11 protein-coding genes are annotated in these 18,263 nt (G+C 44.7%); 3 read left to right on the top strand and 8 right to left on the bottom strand.

Annotated features, from left to right (window positions below):
- Window positions 1-4 precede the first annotated feature (4 nt).
- From NC996_RS00985 to NC996_RS00975, 3 genes are all read right to left on the bottom strand, one after another.
- Window positions 5-3,436, bottom strand: a complete 3,432-nt coding sequence (locus tag NC996_RS00985; protein WP_190683372.1) for a hypothetical protein — start codon at window positions 3,434-3,436, stop codon at window positions 5-7.
- Window positions 3,437-4,000: 564 nt separating this feature from the next.
- Window positions 4,001-5,122 (bottom strand): response regulator, encoded by a 1,122-nt coding sequence (locus tag NC996_RS00980; protein ID WP_190683367.1) that lies wholly within the window; start codon window positions 5,120-5,122, stop codon window positions 4,001-4,003.
- On the bottom strand, window positions 5,100-8,048 hold the full coding sequence (locus tag NC996_RS00975) for a PAS domain S-box protein (protein WP_348259964.1): 2,949 nt from the start codon (window positions 8,046-8,048) through the stop codon (window positions 5,100-5,102). Before NC996_RS00975 ends, NC996_RS00980 begins: the two co-directional genes overlap by 23 nt.
- A 395-nt stretch (window positions 8,049-8,443) precedes the next feature.
- Between NC996_RS00975 and NC996_RS00970 the strand changes: the two genes are divergently transcribed.
- The gene (locus tag NC996_RS00970; RefSeq protein WP_190414619.1) at window positions 8,444-8,917 is read left to right on the top strand and encodes a DUF4383 domain-containing protein; all 474 of its coding nucleotides are present in this window, start codon (window positions 8,444-8,446) and stop codon (window positions 8,915-8,917) included.
- 277 nt (window positions 8,918-9,194) lie between these two features.
- On the opposite strand, the gene crtD is transcribed toward NC996_RS00970, so the two are convergent.
- Both crtD and NC996_RS00960 read right to left on the bottom strand, forming a co-directional pair.
- A complete protein-coding gene (crtD, locus tag NC996_RS00965; protein WP_190683360.1) occupies window positions 9,195-10,724 on the bottom strand; it encodes a C-3',4' desaturase CrtD in 1,530 nt (509 codons plus the stop codon).
- A 48-nt stretch (window positions 10,725-10,772) separates the two neighbouring features.
- The gene (locus tag NC996_RS00960; RefSeq protein WP_190683358.1) at window positions 10,773-12,452 is read right to left on the bottom strand and encodes an ATP-binding protein; all 1,680 of its coding nucleotides are present in this window, start codon (window positions 12,450-12,452) and stop codon (window positions 10,773-10,775) included.
- A 615-nt stretch (window positions 12,453-13,067) separates the two neighbouring features.
- Here NC996_RS00960 and NC996_RS00955 point away from each other — a divergent pair.
- Window positions 13,068-14,366: a pitrilysin family protein gene (locus tag NC996_RS00955; protein WP_190683355.1), complete on the top strand. Its 1,299-nt coding sequence runs from the start codon at window positions 13,068-13,070 to the stop codon at window positions 14,364-14,366.
- Window positions 14,367-14,467: 101 nt separating this feature from the next.
- Window positions 14,468-15,331, top strand: a complete 864-nt coding sequence (locus NC996_RS00950; protein ID WP_190683353.1) for a fructosamine kinase family protein — start codon at window positions 14,468-14,470, stop codon at window positions 15,329-15,331.
- A gap of 197 nt (window positions 15,332-15,528) precedes the next feature.
- On the opposite strand, the gene NC996_RS00945 is transcribed toward NC996_RS00950, so the two are convergent.
- From NC996_RS00945 to NC996_RS00935, 3 genes are all read right to left on the bottom strand, one after another.
- Window positions 15,529-16,812, bottom strand: a complete 1,284-nt coding sequence (locus NC996_RS00945; RefSeq protein WP_190683351.1) for a S41 family peptidase — start codon at window positions 16,810-16,812, stop codon at window positions 15,529-15,531.
- Window positions 16,813-17,089: 277 nt separating this feature from the next.
- Window positions 17,090-17,695, bottom strand: coding sequence for a glutathione S-transferase family protein (locus NC996_RS00940; RefSeq protein ID WP_190683349.1), 606 nt, complete (start codon window positions 17,693-17,695; stop codon window positions 17,090-17,092).
- Window positions 17,696-17,748: 53 nt separating this feature from the next.
- Window positions 17,749-18,246 (bottom strand): hypothetical protein, encoded by a 498-nt coding sequence (locus tag NC996_RS00935; RefSeq protein WP_190683347.1) that lies wholly within the window; start codon window positions 18,244-18,246, stop codon window positions 17,749-17,751.
- Window positions 18,247-18,263 lie beyond the last annotated feature (17 nt).

Here is an 18,263-nt window from a genome sequence, read left to right as displayed (position 1 = left end):
CTCATTACCGCTTTTTCTGTTTCGCCTTTGTTGCCGTACCGCTCTTTCTTTTTCCTTTTTCTAGTATTGGCGCAACATACTTTAACCACAATTGAGTATGAGGTCTGCCAGCCTGATTCCACTCCTTAACAATCTGCTCAGATTCCCCGGCTTTTTCTAAATACTCCAAACCATTTGGCACACCAAGAACAGAAGCTTTTGCCAGATAATATTTACGCTGTTGAGTAGAATCGCACCGTTCCCAACATTGCGCGGCACGTTCATAGTTCTTGGCGCGGTAGAAACAAGTTCCCGCACGGTAGAGCATCCCATTCCAGCCTTCTCCTAAAGCTTCGAGAACCTCTCCAAATCGCTGCCACTCATTCGGGTGGAGGTTTGTCCCGGCAATTAAAGTCCCAATTCCCGTCGCATATTCCTCCAAGGCTAGTTTCCACTGTCGGCTGTTGCGGTGAATCTCCAACTGGTTGCTTTTGATGCAGTATTGGAGGAAGTGAGTGAACTCCTTTAAAGAAGGTTGGCTCAATTTTTTGTCCATAAATTGGGCAATTTGCCGCTCTGATTCCCGACCTGGCGGAGCCTTGTCAAACTGCTTCAACAATGCTGACCAACACATCCCCTGCCAAAAACAATCCCAAGCGTCTTCTGTTTTGCCAAGCACAAGAAAACGTTGACCAGCTTCGCTAAATTTCTGCTCAAATTTGAGTGCCCAAGCTTCACAAATTTCTGCTTTTTTAGCGTAGGCGCGATCGCTGTAACACTGTCTGGCACGTCTCATGAAATCTGGATCTTCCGAGTTCATTCCCCGACTCTCGAACTCCTGCGCGATCGAGTGCCAGTCATCTTCTTGCAGATCCCGTGCGCTTTCAGGTTTTCCTAAACGGATGGGTTGAACGTTTTCTCGCCAAGCAGGGTTTTGTGACTGCTGTAACAGGACTTCTAAATAAGTTTCTGTGACCCCCCAAAGCCGCTGGTCTCCGATTTGAGAATCAACAACAAATAGACGTTCTTTGGCTCTGGAAGCAGCTACGTAGAGTTTATTAAAGAAAAATTCAAATTCGTATAAACGATCTGCCAAAATGTCTTTTGAGTCTTCCCGTCGATTGACTAGATTCCAGACAGCTTTGTTACATTCCTCGCCAAATTTGTAGAGAACGACTCGTTTAAATTCCAATCCTTTAACTGCACTAGCACTCAATACATTTTTGAGCGGTTCCGACTCTGGAATCTCTGCCAAAATTTGAGAAAGAACTGCATCGTTTTGAGCATAGGCAAGCTCTCCTCCTTCCTCACAAGGCACGATAATAATCGTGTCTCTTAGGTAGCGTTTGAGTTGCTCAATTTGAATATTCCGACCAATAATAAATTTTTGCGGAGTGGGAAAGTGACCTTGTTTCCAGGCAGTTTGCGGCTGAAGTGCCGGAATTTTAAACAGAACCTGACGACACAATTGGATTAGGTTAATCACTTGCACCACCGCAGTACAAGAGCGATAGTTAGACTTCAGCTCCGGGAAATTCATCCGCAGATTTAATCGCTGTGTGGGATCGAGTGCTGCGATCGCTTCATTGTAAAATGCTGCCTGTACGCTCTCCCAACGAAATCCCGTCGGGTTCAAGGTTTGGAAAGGATCTCCAGCAAAAGCAAAAGGCAAATTACGCATAGGCTGGTATCCCAGATCGCACTGAGAGAATGCAGACAGCCGCATAATTAACTGAAGCTCCAGCCGGGTGAAATCTTGCGCCTCGTCGCAGAAAATAGCGGTGTACTGAGCACGGTAACACTTGAGTTCCAGCACCAATCTAATCAAGTCTTGATCGTCCCAGTACCCTAGCTCGGTTGTTAGCCGCTTATACCAACGTCCCCAGATGGTTTTATAAATTTCTTGGAATTGAGCGGCTGGAACAGTGCGTTCCTGAGTCGGCACTTCATCCTGGTAGTCTTCTGGAGTCATGTACCGGAGACTGTACCCCTTGATGAAAGTTCTAATAACGTGCCAGGAAAGTTCTGGGGAATACACCTGTGCTTGTGGCAGCTTTGAGTCTCGGTAAAGCTGTCGAAAGCGATGGAAAGAAATGTATTTCTGAGAATCGAAACGTTCCTGGAGTGTATGCCGGTAGCCGGTAGGGTTTCCCGCAGAGTAAGGTTGCTGGCTCATCCGGTTAGCCAGTGACGCATCGTCTGCTTCTAAAGGGAGTAAGTTTAAGAGAAATGTCCCAAACGGCTGAAAGAAGGCACTGACATCGGGGATTTCCGAACCTTCTGTTCGAGCTGCTACAAAGCGGTGATGGAATGTATGCAGACAGCGCACAAACTCTTTAGCTACCTCTAATAGCCGCTTATTATAAGTAAGAAAAAGCGGCTTTCCTGGAAGTTCTTTTCCCGGTTCGTAGTAATATTTTCGATAGCAATAATCTGCAAACAAATACAGCAGCATGGTGGATTTACCGCTACCCGCCCGCCCATTTAAGAAAAGCGGCAGACAATTATTTTCCCGTGCTGATGTTGTTGACACAGAGTTAAGAATTGCCTCTTCTTCTGCTGAAAGAGCTAGATTTACTTCTGCGCCTCTTTGAATTGCAAGCCAACTTTGTTGATCTGTTACTAAGTAACTCGGATAAGACCGTCGCGCAAAGGGAGTGAGTTCATCCAGCGTTAAAGGCTTAGATAAAACATTTTTAGAACCATTAAATAAATTAGTTGCCTCCCCTATTTGGGCTATTTCTTCTGTAGAAGGTCGATGAGTAAAAGATGCTAGGAGAAATAATACTTTTCGAGGCGGTTTATCGGCGGTCTCAAGTTGGCTAAATAGCACATAGCAATTATTTTCACCGCACAAATACACACCAGGCCATGCAGCAATTTTCTCAGCGTTCCTCGATTTTTCTTCTATTCCAGAGATAATTTGATAGTAAATTTCCCAGTCTTCTCCGATTTCTGGACTCTTGAACTTGGCAATCCACTCATCACTTTCGTAGAGGATTGCCCAAGAGTCTTTATCCTTTTCTATCTCCCAGCCTGGAGGTTCTAGCCAGGGAAGCAAATCGTCTGGAAGCGGTTCGCGTCTTGAAGACACGTTGCTGGCTGACGGTTGCTGTTGTTGAAGCCAACCAGTTAGTGCTTCCTCATCTAATTGGCAGTCGAGATTCTTTTTGCCGTACTCTTCTGGGGTTCGCAGGAACTTTTTGTATTCTTTAGAGCCACGGAGAAAAATGTCTAGTAGGCACAGCACCAGATCATCCTGTACGGGTCGAATTCTGGCAATGAGGCGTAAATTGTTTTCCCCTCTCCGCTTTAAGTAGGGATAAACCCTCTCAAAACGTGCCTGTGACTCATCAATACTCAAAGGCTCAAGTTCGTTGCATAATTTATCTACTTGAGCCTGAACACCATAGCACAGAGTCTTTCGGTTAAATTGGGAGGTGCGATAGACGTACATAAACTTGTCTGTAGCTGTTTCTGAAAAAAACAGGCTGAAGCCACTATTACTTATTGTTATGCAGTAGAGAAATTGCTGTGTAGAATTTTTGTTACATCTTACACAGAATCGCAGTTTTTGCCTCAAATAGTTCTAATTTGCCTATCCTTCCAGGTCGTGTCATTATCCACTTGTGTTGAAACTTGAGCTTTGTTTCAATCCCACCAGAGAATAAAATTTCCCTTCTAATTGCTCAGAGAATGGTTTAAAAAACTGAATTTTTATAAAATTAGTCTGTTTCAACTTACATTTTGTACTACTCGCATTACCTGTCTCTAGTTTCAACCCCTTGCTAACAGAAGCAAGTCTTCTCTTAGAAGACTAAGTAGAAATTTAAGTCCATTTCAATGAACTTAAGCTATGAGCTTTGGACTGAATTGCAAAGCAGACTCTCAGCTTCCTGCGAATGGTGCAATATGTCCTTATGCTTAAGGTAATGACAAACCTTCCAGGGTGCGCCAGGAAAGGAGAAATCACCGATATCCTAGTACCTATGTCAATTGGTATTTAATTACATTTTTCTACTTAAGCACTTGTCTGAATGGGTAGTTGCACGGTAAATGTAGTCCATCCTTGTGTGCTTTGAGCCTGAATGGTTCCTCCTATTTTTTCGACCAAATTTTGCACTAAATATAGCCCTAATCCACTTCCTCCCTCTTTCCAGATATCACCATTAGGAATGCGGTAAAATTTTTCAAAAATTCGAGGTAATTCTGTATTTAAAATTTCTGCTTGATTGGTAATTTTAAAGTTTACTCTTGAATTTGAGTTTGAATTAATATTTATTGAATAATCCACATAGACACTAATGGATATTTCACCAAAAGAGGGGGTATATTTACAAGCATTTCCAATCAACTCTATTAATATTTGCTCCAGACAAAGTCGGTCTGAAATCAGTGGAGGAAGAGCGGGAGAACAATCAATATTAAAAATTTGCTGGCGCTGAGCTATTCCTGGTTTAAATGGCTCAATTAAAGTCGGAAGCCAGTATTTTAGAATTAAAGTTTCTGGAGAAATTAATTTTTTTTCCGCTCCTAAACGATGCAAATCTAAGATATTATTAACTAGTTCTATTTCCCGAATACATTCAGCTTCTAATAGCGCTCTATAGTGTTGCTGTTGTTCTTCATTAGAAATGATTTCCAACATTTGGATAATCAGCTTCATGTTGGCTAGAGGGGTTCGCAAATCGTGAGAAGCTCTAGCAAGCAAATCATCTTTTTGAATATTGAGCTGCTGGAGTTCTTGGATTTTCCCTTGCAGGAGTGTCACAGCTTCTTGTTTTTTTAGCCGAGTAGCGATCGCGCCTAGCAATTCTGCTCTGGTAAACGGCTTCGTCAGATAATCATCGGCTCCCAGTTGCATCCCTTGGCGCAAGTCTTCTCTCTCCGTTTTAGCGGTAAGAAAAATGAACGGAATCATTGCCGTTACCTGGTCTTGGCGCAATTGAGTTAGCACGCTGTAACCATCAAAATCAGGCATCATGATATCACAAATAATTAAATCGGGTTCGTGTTCCCTCGCTAACTGCACTCCCACCAAACTGTTTTCCGCACCAATGGCATCAAACTCCTCAGCCTTGAGGAGTTTGAGAAGGTTGCTTCTAACTGCTGGCTCATCTTCAATCACCAGAATCTTTTTCACAGGTCTGACTCGTCAATCTGTTATTTAAAGGAAGAACGACTTTAAATGTCGTGCCAAGCCCAATTTTACTAGCTACTATTATCCTACCCTGATGTAAGTCTACACACCTTTTAACAATTGCCAGTCCTAATCCCGTACCATTGATGTTACTAACATTTGTGCCCCGGTGAAACGGTTCAAACAATCGGGATCGATCTGCTAGAGGAATCCCGATTCCTTCATCTTGTATTTCCAAAATAGCCTCTCCGTCTTGGGAAGTAACTTCAAAATAAATATTGCTGTTATTTGGTGAATAATTAATAGCGTTCGAGAGCAAATTATTTAAAATTTGTCGCAGCAACATTCTATCCATACCAACACTCAGAAATTGGTATCGACTGGTAAAGATAATCTTATGCCCACGGCTCGCGGTAAGTTGTATTTCGGCAATAATTGTCCGACAAAATTCAATTAGGTCAAGGGATACCGGATTAAAGTTTAATCTTGCTGCGTCGGCTCTCCCTAATGTCAGCACATCATTTAACAAATGGGTCATGTGGTTAACAGAGGATTGAATGAGATGAAGTTGTTCTAATCTTTCTTCTTGAGTCCAGCGATCGCCATAATATTCTAGTAATTCGGAAGAAGACAGAATAATGCTTAAAGGCGTGCGGAACTCGTGAGAAGTCATAGAGACAAAGCGAGATTTCAGTTCGCTCAGTTCTTTCTCTTTTGCCAAAGCATTCAAAATCTCTTCTTCTGCCTGTTTGCGCTCCGTAATATCTATGCACGAGCCGATGTAACCCGCAAAGCTGCCATCAGGTGTGAAGCGCGGAATCCCCGTATCTAAAACCCAGCGATAATTCCCATCAGCACGCTTGAGGCGGTATTCCACTCGCACTGGTTGGCGAGTATTGAAGGCTGATTTATAGGTGTCCAAGCAACATCGTAAATCATCAGGATGTACACTTTCTAACCAACCGTTGCCCAGTTCTTGTTCAAGATTGCGTCCTGTAAAATCTAACCAAGCTTTGTTGAAAAATGTTCCTTTGTAATTAAGGTCTGACATCCAAATCAAGGCAGGCACGTTGTCAGCCATAATCCGGAAGCGGGTTTCGCTTTCCCGCAACGCTTCCTCCATCTGTTTGCGCTTAGTTACATCCAGAGTTAGAGACAGCACTGATACTAAATTGCCCGATTTATCTAATAATGCCGAGTTGTACCATTCGCAATAAACAACCGAACCATTCTTAGTGTAATTGCGGTTGCGGGAAACATTACGCTGTTCGCTGCTATCGATTAGCCGCTGAATAACGCTATCGACAGTTGGCACGTCTTCAGAAAAGACAAACTGCCACTCAGCGGGATGTTTGCCAATGACTTCCTCTGCTTTCCACCCGAAGATTTTTTCTGCTTCCGATGACCAACGCGACACCCGAAAATTACAATCCCACTCTATGACCGCTAGGGGTGAGTTTTCAAAATGGAAGTTTAGTCTCTGAAGTGCATCCCGGAGCGCTTCCTCTGTCTGCTTTTGCTCAGTAATGTCACGAGCGACACTTAACACAGACTCCACTGACCCATCTAAAGCAAATTCTGGGACGATACGAGCTTGATAGCATTTTCCGCTGACTGAGGACTTGCTTTCAAAAACGTGTGGCTGACCTGTTGTAAACACATCTTGAAGAATTTGTTGAAAAGGAATATAAATTTCTGGTTGGATTCCTAACTCTGGATGAGTTTTGCCGATAAAGATTTGTGGGGATATTCCGATTGCTCGTTCTATAGCGGAATTGACATATAAATGTTGCAATTCTTTGCCAAATCGGGAAATGATATCAGGGGAATTGTCAGCCAGTGCTTTAAACTCTTGTTCGCGGCGGTGGAGTGCTTCCTCTGACTGCTTGCGCTCGGTGATATCGACTGCAATCCCGGTTGTTCCGATTACCTCCCCGGTGTTATTAAAAATTGGGGTTTTAATTGTTTCTGTCCATAGCATTTTTCCTTCTTGGTAGACTGCGGGTTCTTCGACACGCTTGCGCTTGCCGATTTTCATCACCTCTCGATCGTCCTCTCGATATCTTTCGGCTAAATCTGGATGCCAAATATCTAAATCTGTCTTCCCAATTAAGTCTTCTGGTTCGAGTCCGCAGGCGTTACCAAATGCCTCATTGACGGCAATGAATCTGCTTTCTTTGTCTTTTAACCAAGCTAAATGGGGAATGTTATCGAGGATGGCTTTCTGCTGGCTGCGTTGCTGTGTTAGCTGTTCCTCTGCTTGCTGGCGTAGCGTAGCGTGTCGCAGGCTTTCACTAATGTCTTCTAAAATTCCAACATGACCGATAAATTCTCCTCGATCGGAGAACATCGGTGAAGACTGAACGCGAACCCAACGCACAATTCCTTCCTTAGTTTGAAAGCGAAACTCGTCAGAGTATTCTCTCCGTTCACGAGTATGTGTTAACCAATCTGCAAAGACGCGATCGCGATCGCTTGGATGAACAAACTGCAACCACCCTTCTTGCAAACTCTCCTCCAAGGTGAAGCCACAGATGGCTTGACAGCGGAGATTTGTGTAGATGCAGCACCCCTCCATATTTGCCAAAAAAATCCCCACTGGCGAGTAGCTACTCAAACAACGGAACCATTCTTCACTTTCTCGCAACGCATCCAAAGCTTTTTTGCCTTCGATAATTTCTTGCCGCAATTGCTTGTTGGTTTGTGTTAATGCAGTGGTACGTTCCTTGACTCGAATTTCTAAGGATTCGTTCGCTTGATTCAGTGCAGCTTCGGCAGCTTTGCGTTTGGTGGTATCGCGGGAATTAACAACAATGTCTGCGCTCAATGGGTTAGCCAGCAAATTATGATATTTGTGCAGTAGTTTAGCTTTTTCAGCTTTGAGTTGCCGGATTAATTGTGGTTTTAGCGCAGCCTGCACGGATCTCACTCGTCTTCCCAATCTACGCATATTGTTTTGACCTTCGGAGTAAGTTTAATTGTTGCCAGTGGTGATATTTTTACCTACCTTAACCGCCTCAATACCCAGAATTATCTAATTGTAGTGAAGGGTACACTGCTATCTAATTTGCGTTAATTAATTTCTAACAGCGCCTCTTTGTATTCATCGAATTTACAAATCTAATTTACAAACACTTACTTAAATTAAGACAAGCCAAGCGATCCGTGTAGGTTGGTAGTCTAAGTTGGCTACAGTTGTACGATCGGCTACATTCGCCTTTAACATAAACCCTTTCTCTGGGTAGATTCAAGACCTCTTCCTTAGGAAAGTCGAATGAGCTGATAATCCTGCTTAGATTAAATACAAATTTGTACGGGAATTTAATGATGAAAGGCATGAACCCAGCGCAAAAATTTGCGTTAATTATCGGCATTTTCTTTTTCCTTTGTGGTGTAATGGGATTTATTCCCGCCTTTGTGAAAGCGCCTACGGTTACGCCTGATATGGCGGGTCTTGGATACACAAGTGGATACGGTTACTTACTGGGGTTATTCCCCATCAATGTCTTACATAATGTTGTTCACCTTGTCGTAGGACTTCTGGGAATTTTTGCATCCATCGCCTTAGACAGTTCTCGTCTCTATAGTGGAGTTTTGGGAATTTTCTATGGGGTGCTAACGCTAATGGGGCTTTTTCCGGCTACCCAGTCAACCTTGGGCTTGATCCCAATCTTTGGCAACGATGTCTGGCTTCATGCAGTCACCGCCGCGATCGCGGTGTACTTTGGCTTTTTTGCTACACCGGATTTGTTGGAACTAAGCACGCCACAACAGGGCGGTACTCGTAACGAGGGCTAAAAAAGGGTAGCGTTTAATAGCGGGTCGATTGTCGAATCCGATTGAGTTTTACGTCGCTGATTGCCTTACAGAAAATCAGTATGCCTTTACCTTAGCCGAGGTATTCTGGTTTTCTGTAAGCTTTAAACGGAATTACCGCGCATATTAATAACACTTAGATCCAGTCCTAAATGATTCGTAAACGCGAGATCCCCGACTTCGAGAAAGAAGTCGGGGATCTGAAAGGCTGGCTCACAACTCAAATAGGATTGCTATATTTGTAACAATTGCATCTGAATCAATTCTTGGTATTTTCGATTTGGCGCACCACGGTGAGGGCGGAGTAGCTGACGCCTGCGGTTCCTTCGCCGGGATGGGTGGAATCTCCTACTAGCCACAAATGATTCACGGGTGTGCGATTGGCAAAGCCAAAGGGACCAAAGGTGGAAACTCGCTGACCAATCCCGCCGACAATGCCGCGATCGCGTGCTGTGAAGCGGGCAAAGGTGCGGGGTGTAGCGGCTTCTTGATGGACGATGGTTTCTGGTGTCAAGTGAAAAAATTGGCTCAGACGAGCGATCGCTTCCTCGGTATATTGTTGCTTTCGCTGTTTATAATCTTCAGATTGCCACCAATTCCGAGTGTCAACGAAGGAAGACGCAATGATAGTTGCTTTACCTTCTGGGGCGCGACCATCTTTAGGGTGGCTCACTGAGACAAATAGGGAGTTATTTTCTCCAATCGGGCCGTCATAATCGTAGAGAAACTGCAAATGAGGCGGACATCCTGAGGGAATCGCGCTTCGATCGACACCGAGATACACTACAAATGCTCCCGACGATGGGGGAAGTTTATCGACTCGACGACGATAGCGATTTTGGGTTTTGGGTTGCGAACTAGGAATTCCCTCTGGTGTCTCGGCTTCCAACAAATGTACCAGATTTTGCGCGGTGACATTGGCAACAACGTGGTCGGCGGGTTCCGTCCAGACAGCGCCAGTTTTTTGATTGCGAATGACGACACCAGTGGCTTTGCCATTTGTGGTGTGGATACGTTCAACGGTGTGGCGCATCAACAGCTTGCCACCATCTCTCTCTAAAGAGGAGACTAGGCGATCGCTCAACACCTGCATACTGCCTTGGAGATGAAATAGTCCCTGCGGCTCCTGGGAAACACTCAAAGCTGTTGCTGCATAGAGCAGAGCCGTTTCTTCAGCATCCACCTGAGAATAAAGCTTGAGCTGCAAATCGAGAAACGTCCTCAGACGCTGATTATCCCCCAATCCATATCCCCGCAAAGCGTCCCCCACCGTCAAAAAAGTGTAGGGCAAAGTAATCAAAGTATCGGGACGAACCGCCGATACCAGTTGCCATAAGTCCCACAAATTTCGCGGCGGTAGCACCGGATCGCGCGATTGAAATGCAAAGCTGGCTCGGAATAAAGTCGCCAACAACTCCCAAAATGGTTCGCTTCCGGGAAACTGCCGAATTCGCTCCGCCTTCCACTTTTGGGGGTCGCGCCAGACGTTAATCGGTTCGGTTTCTCCCGGTAGATACACGGCACAAGCTGGATCGCAAGGCGTCGCTGCTGGTAACTCAATTCCGAGTTCCTGAAAAATCCGGTGATGAATCCCCCCCGGTTCCAGTCCAGCCACCTGGGTCGCTCCCACATCAAAGGTAAATCCTTTGCGTTTGAACGTGGAAGCACATCCACCAGGCACCAGAGCTTGATCCAAAACTAAGACTGAGTAGCCTCGACGAGCCAGTAATGCCCCAGCCGTGAGACCACCAATTCCAGCACCGATAACGACAACATGACAGCTTGGCATGAATTGAGAACGAGGATTCCCTCTTCCGAGACTTAATATTACGTTACATTAAGTTTCGGCTTCCTGACAGGTTCGCACTCGACGATGAACAATCGGGATTTCAATGTAAAACTCTGTTCCTTGTCCGGGTTCTGAGGAACACGTTAGAACCCCGCCGTGCTTCTCGACCACAATTTGATGGCTAATGGATAAACCCAAGCCTGTCCCCTTGCCAACAGGTTTAGTGGTGAAGAAAGGGTCAAATAGTCGTGTTATCGCCTCTGGGGGGATGCCAGAGCCATTATCTCGAATCCGAATCACCACCTGAGGACAGTCATTAATTTCGACAACCTCAGTGCGAATTCTAATCGAAGCAACTGGCACTTGAGTATTGGAAATGGGGGGAGTTTGACCTAACTGAAGAGAGTGCGTATGCAAATTCTCGATGGTTGCGATCGCTAAGTGCTGATAGCTGTACGCCTCTAAAACATCAATCGCATTGTTGAGGATATTCATAAACACCTGGTTCATCTGTCCAGCATGACACTCCACAAGCGGAAGATCGCCGTACTCTTTGATCAGCTCAATTCCCTGATTTCCCCCTTTGGCTTTCATTCGATGCTGTAAAATCAGCAGCGTACTATCTAACCCCTCATGAATATCGACCGCCTTCATTTCTGCTTGATCGAGCCGAGAAAAATTCCGCAAACTCAGAACAATCTGGCGAATGCGGTCTGCTCCTAGCTTCATGGAAGAGAGTATCTTCGATAGGTCTTCTATGACAAAAGTTAGATCGATATTTTCCTTATACGCTTCGATTTCTGGGACTGGATCGGGATAATAACGCTGGTAAAGTTGTAGAAGATGCAGCAAATTTTGGGTGTATTGATCTGCGTAAGCGAGATTGCCGTAAATAAAGCTAACTGGATTATTAATTTCGTGAGCAATACCCGCAACTAACTGCCCCAGACTGGACATTTTCTCGTTCTGAACCAGTTGGGATTGACTGCTTTGCAACGTCTGCATCGCTTTTTTCATCTGGACTGCTTGTTGTTGCAGAGCTGCGATCTCGCTGCTTTGTGCAGCTTCCGATTCTCCTAAAGTCTCCAGTGCTTGCTTGCGCTCGGTGATATCTTCGGAAATGCCCAACAAATATTGGGGAGTTCCCGCTTCGTCGAAAATCGGGATTTTTTTAGTGTGCAGAATCCTCAAACCTTGATGTTTTGTCTGGATTGGCTCTTCCAGAATCTCCAGAAGTTTCCCAGATGCCAACACTTCGCGATCGCGACTTGTGAAGAAATCAGCTTGCTCTGGCGGGAAAATGCCATAGTCGTTCATGCCTAATACTTCTTCCTGAGAATAACCAGTGAGTTCCTCGTTGGCTTTGTTCCAGAATACAAATCGCAATTCATTCACTTCTTTAATAAAAATTCCAATTGGCAGATTTTCTACGATGGAATTCAATAAATCATGAGTATGTGCCGTTGCTTTTTGTGCCTGTTTGCGTTCAATTATTTCCCTTTCTAATTGTTGATTTGTCTGCAATAAGTTTTTAGCACGAGCTGCCAAAACTTCCAAATTGGCGTTCGCTCTTTCCAACTCAGCCTTAGCCTGAGCCAGTTGATTTTTCGTGTTTTTTTGGATTCGGAAGTTTTCAACCAGGAGCGAGTAGTAACGCCTCAGAGCCATGAAAGCTCCCACGACTAAAGCCATGATTAGAACAACTCCTCCCTGAATTGTCAGTATCATTGGAGAGCCGTTTTGCCCACCGAAGACTAATGTTAAAAGCTGCACTGAATGTTCTATAGCACAGCTCAAGAAGATTGCTACAGTTACGAGTACTAATGGATTGCTGAGTAGATGCTGCCCTCGAAGAAAACCGCGATAAATCAAAAACGCAGTTGTATAATAACCAGATGCAATGATGGTATTTGTACTTCCTGAAAATCCACTCAGCATGAGTACAACTGACTCCAGTTAAATGAAGCTTTAGTCTGGTCTATCAGACTAAACCATAGTATCTGTCTTTAGACTGATAAAGCTTTTTAACTTCTTAAATTTATCTAAACTTACAGACTTTATTTCAAACTTTTAAAAATTTAGAATGAATCTTTCATAATAAAGGTATTTCCCAATACATAAATAAACAAAGTTTAATCAATAAGCAAAATTTTAAAGAATGATTGACTTTCTTAATTAACTTTAAAAAATGGCACGGAAAGGAAATATGTGTTAAAGGCGAAAGGAGCGGGAAACTTTTTAAAAACATCTAGAGAGCGATCGCGCAATGCTGGGGAGCTGGCTGAGGAGATAGGTGCAGACTGAGTAAGATAAAAGGAGAAATAGCCCAGCGACGAAGAACACATGACCTCAACTCTGCTCAAATCTACGCCACTCAACGCCCCTACTCTCCACCGCCTGCCTAACGGTTTAACGATTGTGGCGGAGCAGATGCCCGTCGAAGCCGTTAACCTAAACGTGTGGATTAATGTCGGCTCATCCGATGAGCCAGACCCCATCAACGGCATGGCTCACTTTCTAGAACACATGGTGTTTAAGGGGACGCCAAGGCTCAACAGTGGAGAATTCGAGCGACTGATTGAAGAGCGGGGTGCCGTAACAAACGCAGCCACCAGTCAGGACTATACCCACTACTACATCACAACAGCTCCCAAAGATTTTGCCCATTTGGCACCATTGCAACTAGATGTAGTGCTAAATCCCAGCATTCCAGAGGATGCCTTTCAAAGAGAGCGATTGGTCGTTTTAGAAGAAATTCGCCGCTCGGAAGACAATCCTCGCCGCCGGACTTACCAGCGGGCGATGGAGGTGGCATTTGACACCCTGCCCTACCGCCGTCAGGTACTCGGCCCAGCAGCGGTGATTGAGCAGCTGACGGCGCAGCAGATGCGCGATTTCCACGCCAGTCAGTATCAACCCAAATCGATAACAGCGGCAGTTGTGGGCAATTTGCCGGTTGAGGAATTAATTGAAATTGTGGCACAGGGCTTGACGGAGATAGGCGTCAGCACTCAGCCGCCAGAAGTCAAAAGTCAGGAAGCGATCGCTTCAACCCTCACTCCCGAACCTGCTTTTAGGGAAATTGTCCGCCGCGAGTATGTTGATGAAAGCTTGCAGCAAGCGCGGTTAGTGATGATGTGGCGAGTGCCTGGAATGACGCACTTATCCGATACTTACGCGCTGGATGTGTTGAGCGTGATTCTGGGACAAGGTCGGATGTCGCGGCTGTTCCGAGATTTGCGGGAAGACAGGCACCTGGTGACGAATATTGGGGTGAGCAATATGAGCCATCGGCATCAAGGCGTCTTCTATATTGGCGCGCAGTTGCCGGTAGAGAATTTGGCAGAGGTAGAAGCGGCGATTCTTGCTCATATTCGCACCCTCCAGACAGAACCCGCGAGTGAGGCAGAGATTTCCCGCTTCCGGACGCAAGTAGCGAATCGGTTTGTCTTTGGGAATGAAACGCCGAGCGATCGCGCTAACTTATACGGCTACTATCAAACCATGATGGGTGATTTGGCTCCAGCCTTGAATTATCCGGCTCGGATTCAAGCGTTGGAAGCGGCGGATCTCCAGTCAGCAGCTCAACAGTATCTCTCTTGTGATGCTTATGGTGTGGTTGCGATCAAGCCAGCTAGCTAGGTTTTTTAACGCAAAGGTACGCAAAGGTTAACGCAAAGGTACGCAAAGAAGTCAATCTTGTTTCGCGTACCTTCGCGTGACTCTGGGTTAAAATTTCTCCCATGTGGACAGAAATAGACGCTCAAATCACTCGCCTAACGGGTGAAAAGTTTCAAAGTCAGCAGCGGCAGTCGGTGAGTGGTGGTTGCATCAATCAAGGCTATGCTGTCAGCGATGGGCAACGCACCTACTTCATCAAAATCAACCAAGCGTCTTTGGTTGATATGTTTGAGGCGGAGGCGCTGGGACTCCAGCAAATGCAGGAAACTCACACGATTCGGGTTCCAAAACCGATTGGCTGGGGCACCAGCGGGAATTCTGCCTATATCGTACTGGAGTGGCTGGAAATGGGGCGCGGCGACTCCCATTCTTGGGAAGAAATGGGACGGAAGTTAGCGGCGATGCACAAATGCGCTGAAAAAGACGCCTTTGGCTGGGATAGAAATAACACGATTGGTTCGACGCCACAAATCAATAATTGGACAGCAGATTGGGCGGAATTCTATGCCAAGCATCGTCTCGGCTATCAGTTTCAGCTAGCAAAGCGTCGCGGCGGTCATTTTCCCCAACAGGAGCAATTGCTGGCAGCAATTCCCGAACTGCTAGCGGATTATCATCCTCAACCATCTCTAGTTCACGGCGATTTGTGGGGGGGAAATGCAGGCTTTACGGCATCGGGAGAACCCCTCATTTTCGATCCGGCGGCGTATTATGGCGATCGCGAGGTTGATATCGCCATGACAGAACTTTTCGGTGGCTTCCCCGCAGCCTTTTATCGCGGCTATAACGAAGTATTTCCTCTAGATCCAGGCTACGAGCGCCGGAAAACCCTCTACAATCTCTATCACATCCTCAACCACTTTAATTTGTTTGGCGGCGGCTATAGTTCGCAAGCCAACGGGATGATTGAGCGGATTTTGAGATAGTAGAAAGAGATATAGCAATCCTAAATAAGTTGTAAACTCTCTCTTTCTATCTTTTCTTCGCGCTCTATAGCGCTAACGCGCATGGCTCCGCTAGGGCGTCTTTGCGGTTCGTTTAAAAAAATATGTTCGCAAATCAAATAGGATTGCTATAGTAGAAACGCGATTAATCGCGTCTCTACAAGAGGTTATCAATGCAATTATGCCCCTCGATTCTGATTCTTAACAGCTTCAGCTAGAACCTCTAAAGCTTTCGCTTTTTGAGGGTCGCTTCCCTGAGAATATTCTAACTGGAACGGCACTTCGATATCTGGTTTCACGCCCTTGCCTTCTAAGCGTTCTCCATTCACATAAATATCAACGACCGCCAGATAAAGAAGATTACCATCTTTGAGCAAGAAAGGACGAGCCGCCACAACTGCTCCTGCTGTTTGACTACCAACAACTTTTCCAATTCCATACTGCTCAAAACCATAAGCTAAAATTTCTTTCCCGCTTCTGGTTCCCTTATTCACTAGCATGACAACGGGTTTTCTCCATTGATAATCTAAGGTGGTTTTTATCCCATCTCTAGGAATTTGGGTTAATACTGGAACTTTTTCGGAAAAAATACTTAGATAATTCGGAGTAGCACCACCCCAGCCGTCTCTTAGGTCTAAAATTAACCCATCTGCATCTTTAAAGCGTCCATAAGCAATTTCTTCTTCCAGTAATTCCTGATATTGAGCGCCAGCATACGACCAGATATGTACATAGCCTAGTTTTCTACCATTGCTTTCGATTATTTCAATACTCGACCGCATCGCGTCCAAGAAAACTGTAGTAGGCTTTATTCTTTTTGGAACTACAGTTACATTCTTCTTGCTGTTTGCATCGGGAGTTCGTTGAATCGATATACTAACTTGTTTCCCTGCTTTGTTAACAAAAGATTCGATTGGCTGATACTGACTGCCATCAACTGCTAATATTTGGTCGCCTACTTTGAGTCCCGCTTGAGCAGCAGAACTGTTATCAAGAATACCAGTGATAAAGGTCTTCCCATCGATCTCTTTAGTGAAAGCTCCAATTCCGGTGTACTCTAAGCCTTTGGGAAATAACTTTTGTATTTTTTCTAAGAAATGACCTTGATTAAATATACCCAAAAGTTGGTAGTAAGCGGGTTGTGACTTCGGATAAAAGCCTATATGAGAAGTATGCAACTCAGCTAGCATTTGATTGATGACAACGGATGCTTCATCAATAGATTTTGCCTGCTTGACTGAAGGTTTATACTTCTCTCGCATGGCTTTCCAGTCAACCCCATTAAATTTTGGGTCAAAAAAGTTGTCATTGACAGTTTGCCAAACTTCTTCAAATACGCCTAAAGTCGGTGATTCTTGAAGTTTTGAACTGACGGGTAGGAGGAAAAATGATAAGGCAAGAATAACTAAAACACTAAGACTTATATTAGCCAAAAATCGGTTAATTTTTTTAAACTTTATCATTGTTTGATTATTTCAATTTATCTTCAGCCAGTATAGCTTATCAGCTACTTAAATCAGGGTAGAAACTATCCCATTTTTACAAAAATATGCTAGCGTTTAGAAACCGTGCCTACACAGACAAAACCCGCCTACGCAGGTTCCAAATTTATTACTAGATGTTGTAGGGTAGGCGCTGCTAATCAATGGTTTTACAGATAGGTTTGTTTAGGTACAGTTACCTAAATTACGAGATGCGAATGAAGCGATCGCGTATCCGAGATCCCCATACCGAACTCTATTATAATTGCGCGATACTAATGTGCCGAGGCTGAGCTTTAACTCGTTCTATCCAATCTTGAATCGCTGGAAATCTTGTTAAATCAAATCCACCTTCATCCGCGACATGGGTGTAAGCAAACAAGCCGATATCAGCAATCGTATAGCGTTCTCCTGCAAAAAAATTACAATTTGTTAAATGTTTTTCCATAACCGTTAGCGCTGCATAACCGGGTTCGCGCTTTTGATTAAGTGCTTCCTTATATTCCTCCGCCTTGCTAAGGATAGAAATCCAAAATCGGGAAGTAGCAATATAAGGCTCATGGCTATACTGTTCAAAGAATAACCATTGCAACACTTTTGCGCGTTCAAAACGGTGGCTTGGTAAAAAATCAGTTCCTTCACTCAGATAAAAAAGAATTGCGTTGGATTCTGCCAGGAATTGACCTGATTCTGTTTCCAAGACAGGAATCCGACCATTGGGATTTTTGCTTAAAAATTCAGGAGTCCGAGTTTCACCTTTGAGAATATTCAGTTCTATGCTCTCAAAGGGAATTTCTAGTTGAGTCAATAAAAGACGAATTTTATAGCAATTACCAGAAGAGAAAAATTGATACAATTTGAGCATATTTATACCTAAACTACTTCAATAGTAGATTTCGGGACGCGATCGCTTGCGGGTTATTTCCAGAGACGAGGCGCGATCGCAGCTAGCAGCAACAGAAATATAATCTCCAGCACATAACTGATAAAAACGCTGCGATTGAGCAAACCATCCCACAGATAACCGCGACGTTTTGGGACGGGTGTGCGCTTAAAGGCACTCGCCCAGCCGCCAAAAATTGCAGGGCTGCGGAGATGATAATCGTTGCTCAGGATAGTTTCAATCTCCGTGATGCGAGGATAAAAGCCGCGTTGAAAGTGTTTCCATTGGCTTTCTAAAATCCAGAAAAATAGGGGAATAGCGCAACCAATTAAAGGAACTGCCCCTGATTTCTGCTGGAGCATTAAAGTGACAACCGCGCCAGTACCAGCGATACCGAGAGCTTTAATAGCCCAGATTTGCTTGTTGTAGTCTTCAATCGTGTTTTGCAGAAAAAAGTATTCTTGTTTGAGTAGTTCTAATTCTGATGTATTTGGTGGCTGGGGTTGAGAGTCGGCGGGTGGTGGGTTAGACATTGGGCAGGTCTGAGGAT

The organism is Trichocoleus sp. ST-U2, from assembly GCF_039961875.1.
Classification (GTDB): Bacteria; Cyanobacteriota; Cyanobacteriia; order Cyanobacteriales; family FACHB-T130; genus FACHB-T130.
The sequence above is the reverse complement of the archived record's forward strand: the minus strand, read 5'-3'. Positions and strand labels throughout refer to the sequence as shown.

What these genes read in the sequence shown, in the direction of transcription:
- NC996_RS00970 (WP_190414619.1), top strand. Translation starts at nt 8,444, where the DNA reads ATGATGAAAGGCATGAACCCAGCGCAAAAATTTGCGTTAATTATCGGC.
- NC996_RS00960 (WP_190683358.1), bottom strand. Translation starts at nt 12,452, where the DNA reads ATGATACTGACAATTCAGGGAGGAGTTGTTCTAATCATGGCTTTAGTC.
- NC996_RS00985 (WP_190683372.1), bottom strand. Translation starts at nt 3,436, where the DNA reads ATGTACGTCTATCGCACCTCCCAATTTAACCGAAAGACTCTGTGCTAT.
- NC996_RS00940 (WP_190683349.1), bottom strand. Translation starts at nt 17,695, where the DNA reads ATGCTCAAATTGTATCAATTTTTCTCTTCTGGTAATTGCTATAAAATT.
- NC996_RS00955 (WP_190683355.1), top strand. Translation starts at nt 13,068, where the DNA reads ATGACCTCAACTCTGCTCAAATCTACGCCACTCAACGCCCCTACTCTC.
- NC996_RS00950 (WP_190683353.1), top strand. Translation starts at nt 14,468, where the DNA reads ATGTGGACAGAAATAGACGCTCAAATCACTCGCCTAACGGGTGAAAAG.
- crtD (WP_190683360.1), bottom strand. Translation starts at nt 10,724, where the DNA reads ATGCCAAGCTGTCATGTTGTCGTTATCGGTGCTGGAATTGGTGGTCTC.
- NC996_RS00945 (WP_190683351.1), bottom strand. Translation starts at nt 16,812, where the DNA reads ATGATAAAGTTTAAAAAAATTAACCGATTTTTGGCTAATATAAGTCTT.
- NC996_RS00935 (WP_190683347.1), bottom strand. Translation starts at nt 18,246, where the DNA reads ATGTCTAACCCACCACCCGCCGACTCTCAACCCCAGCCACCAAATACA.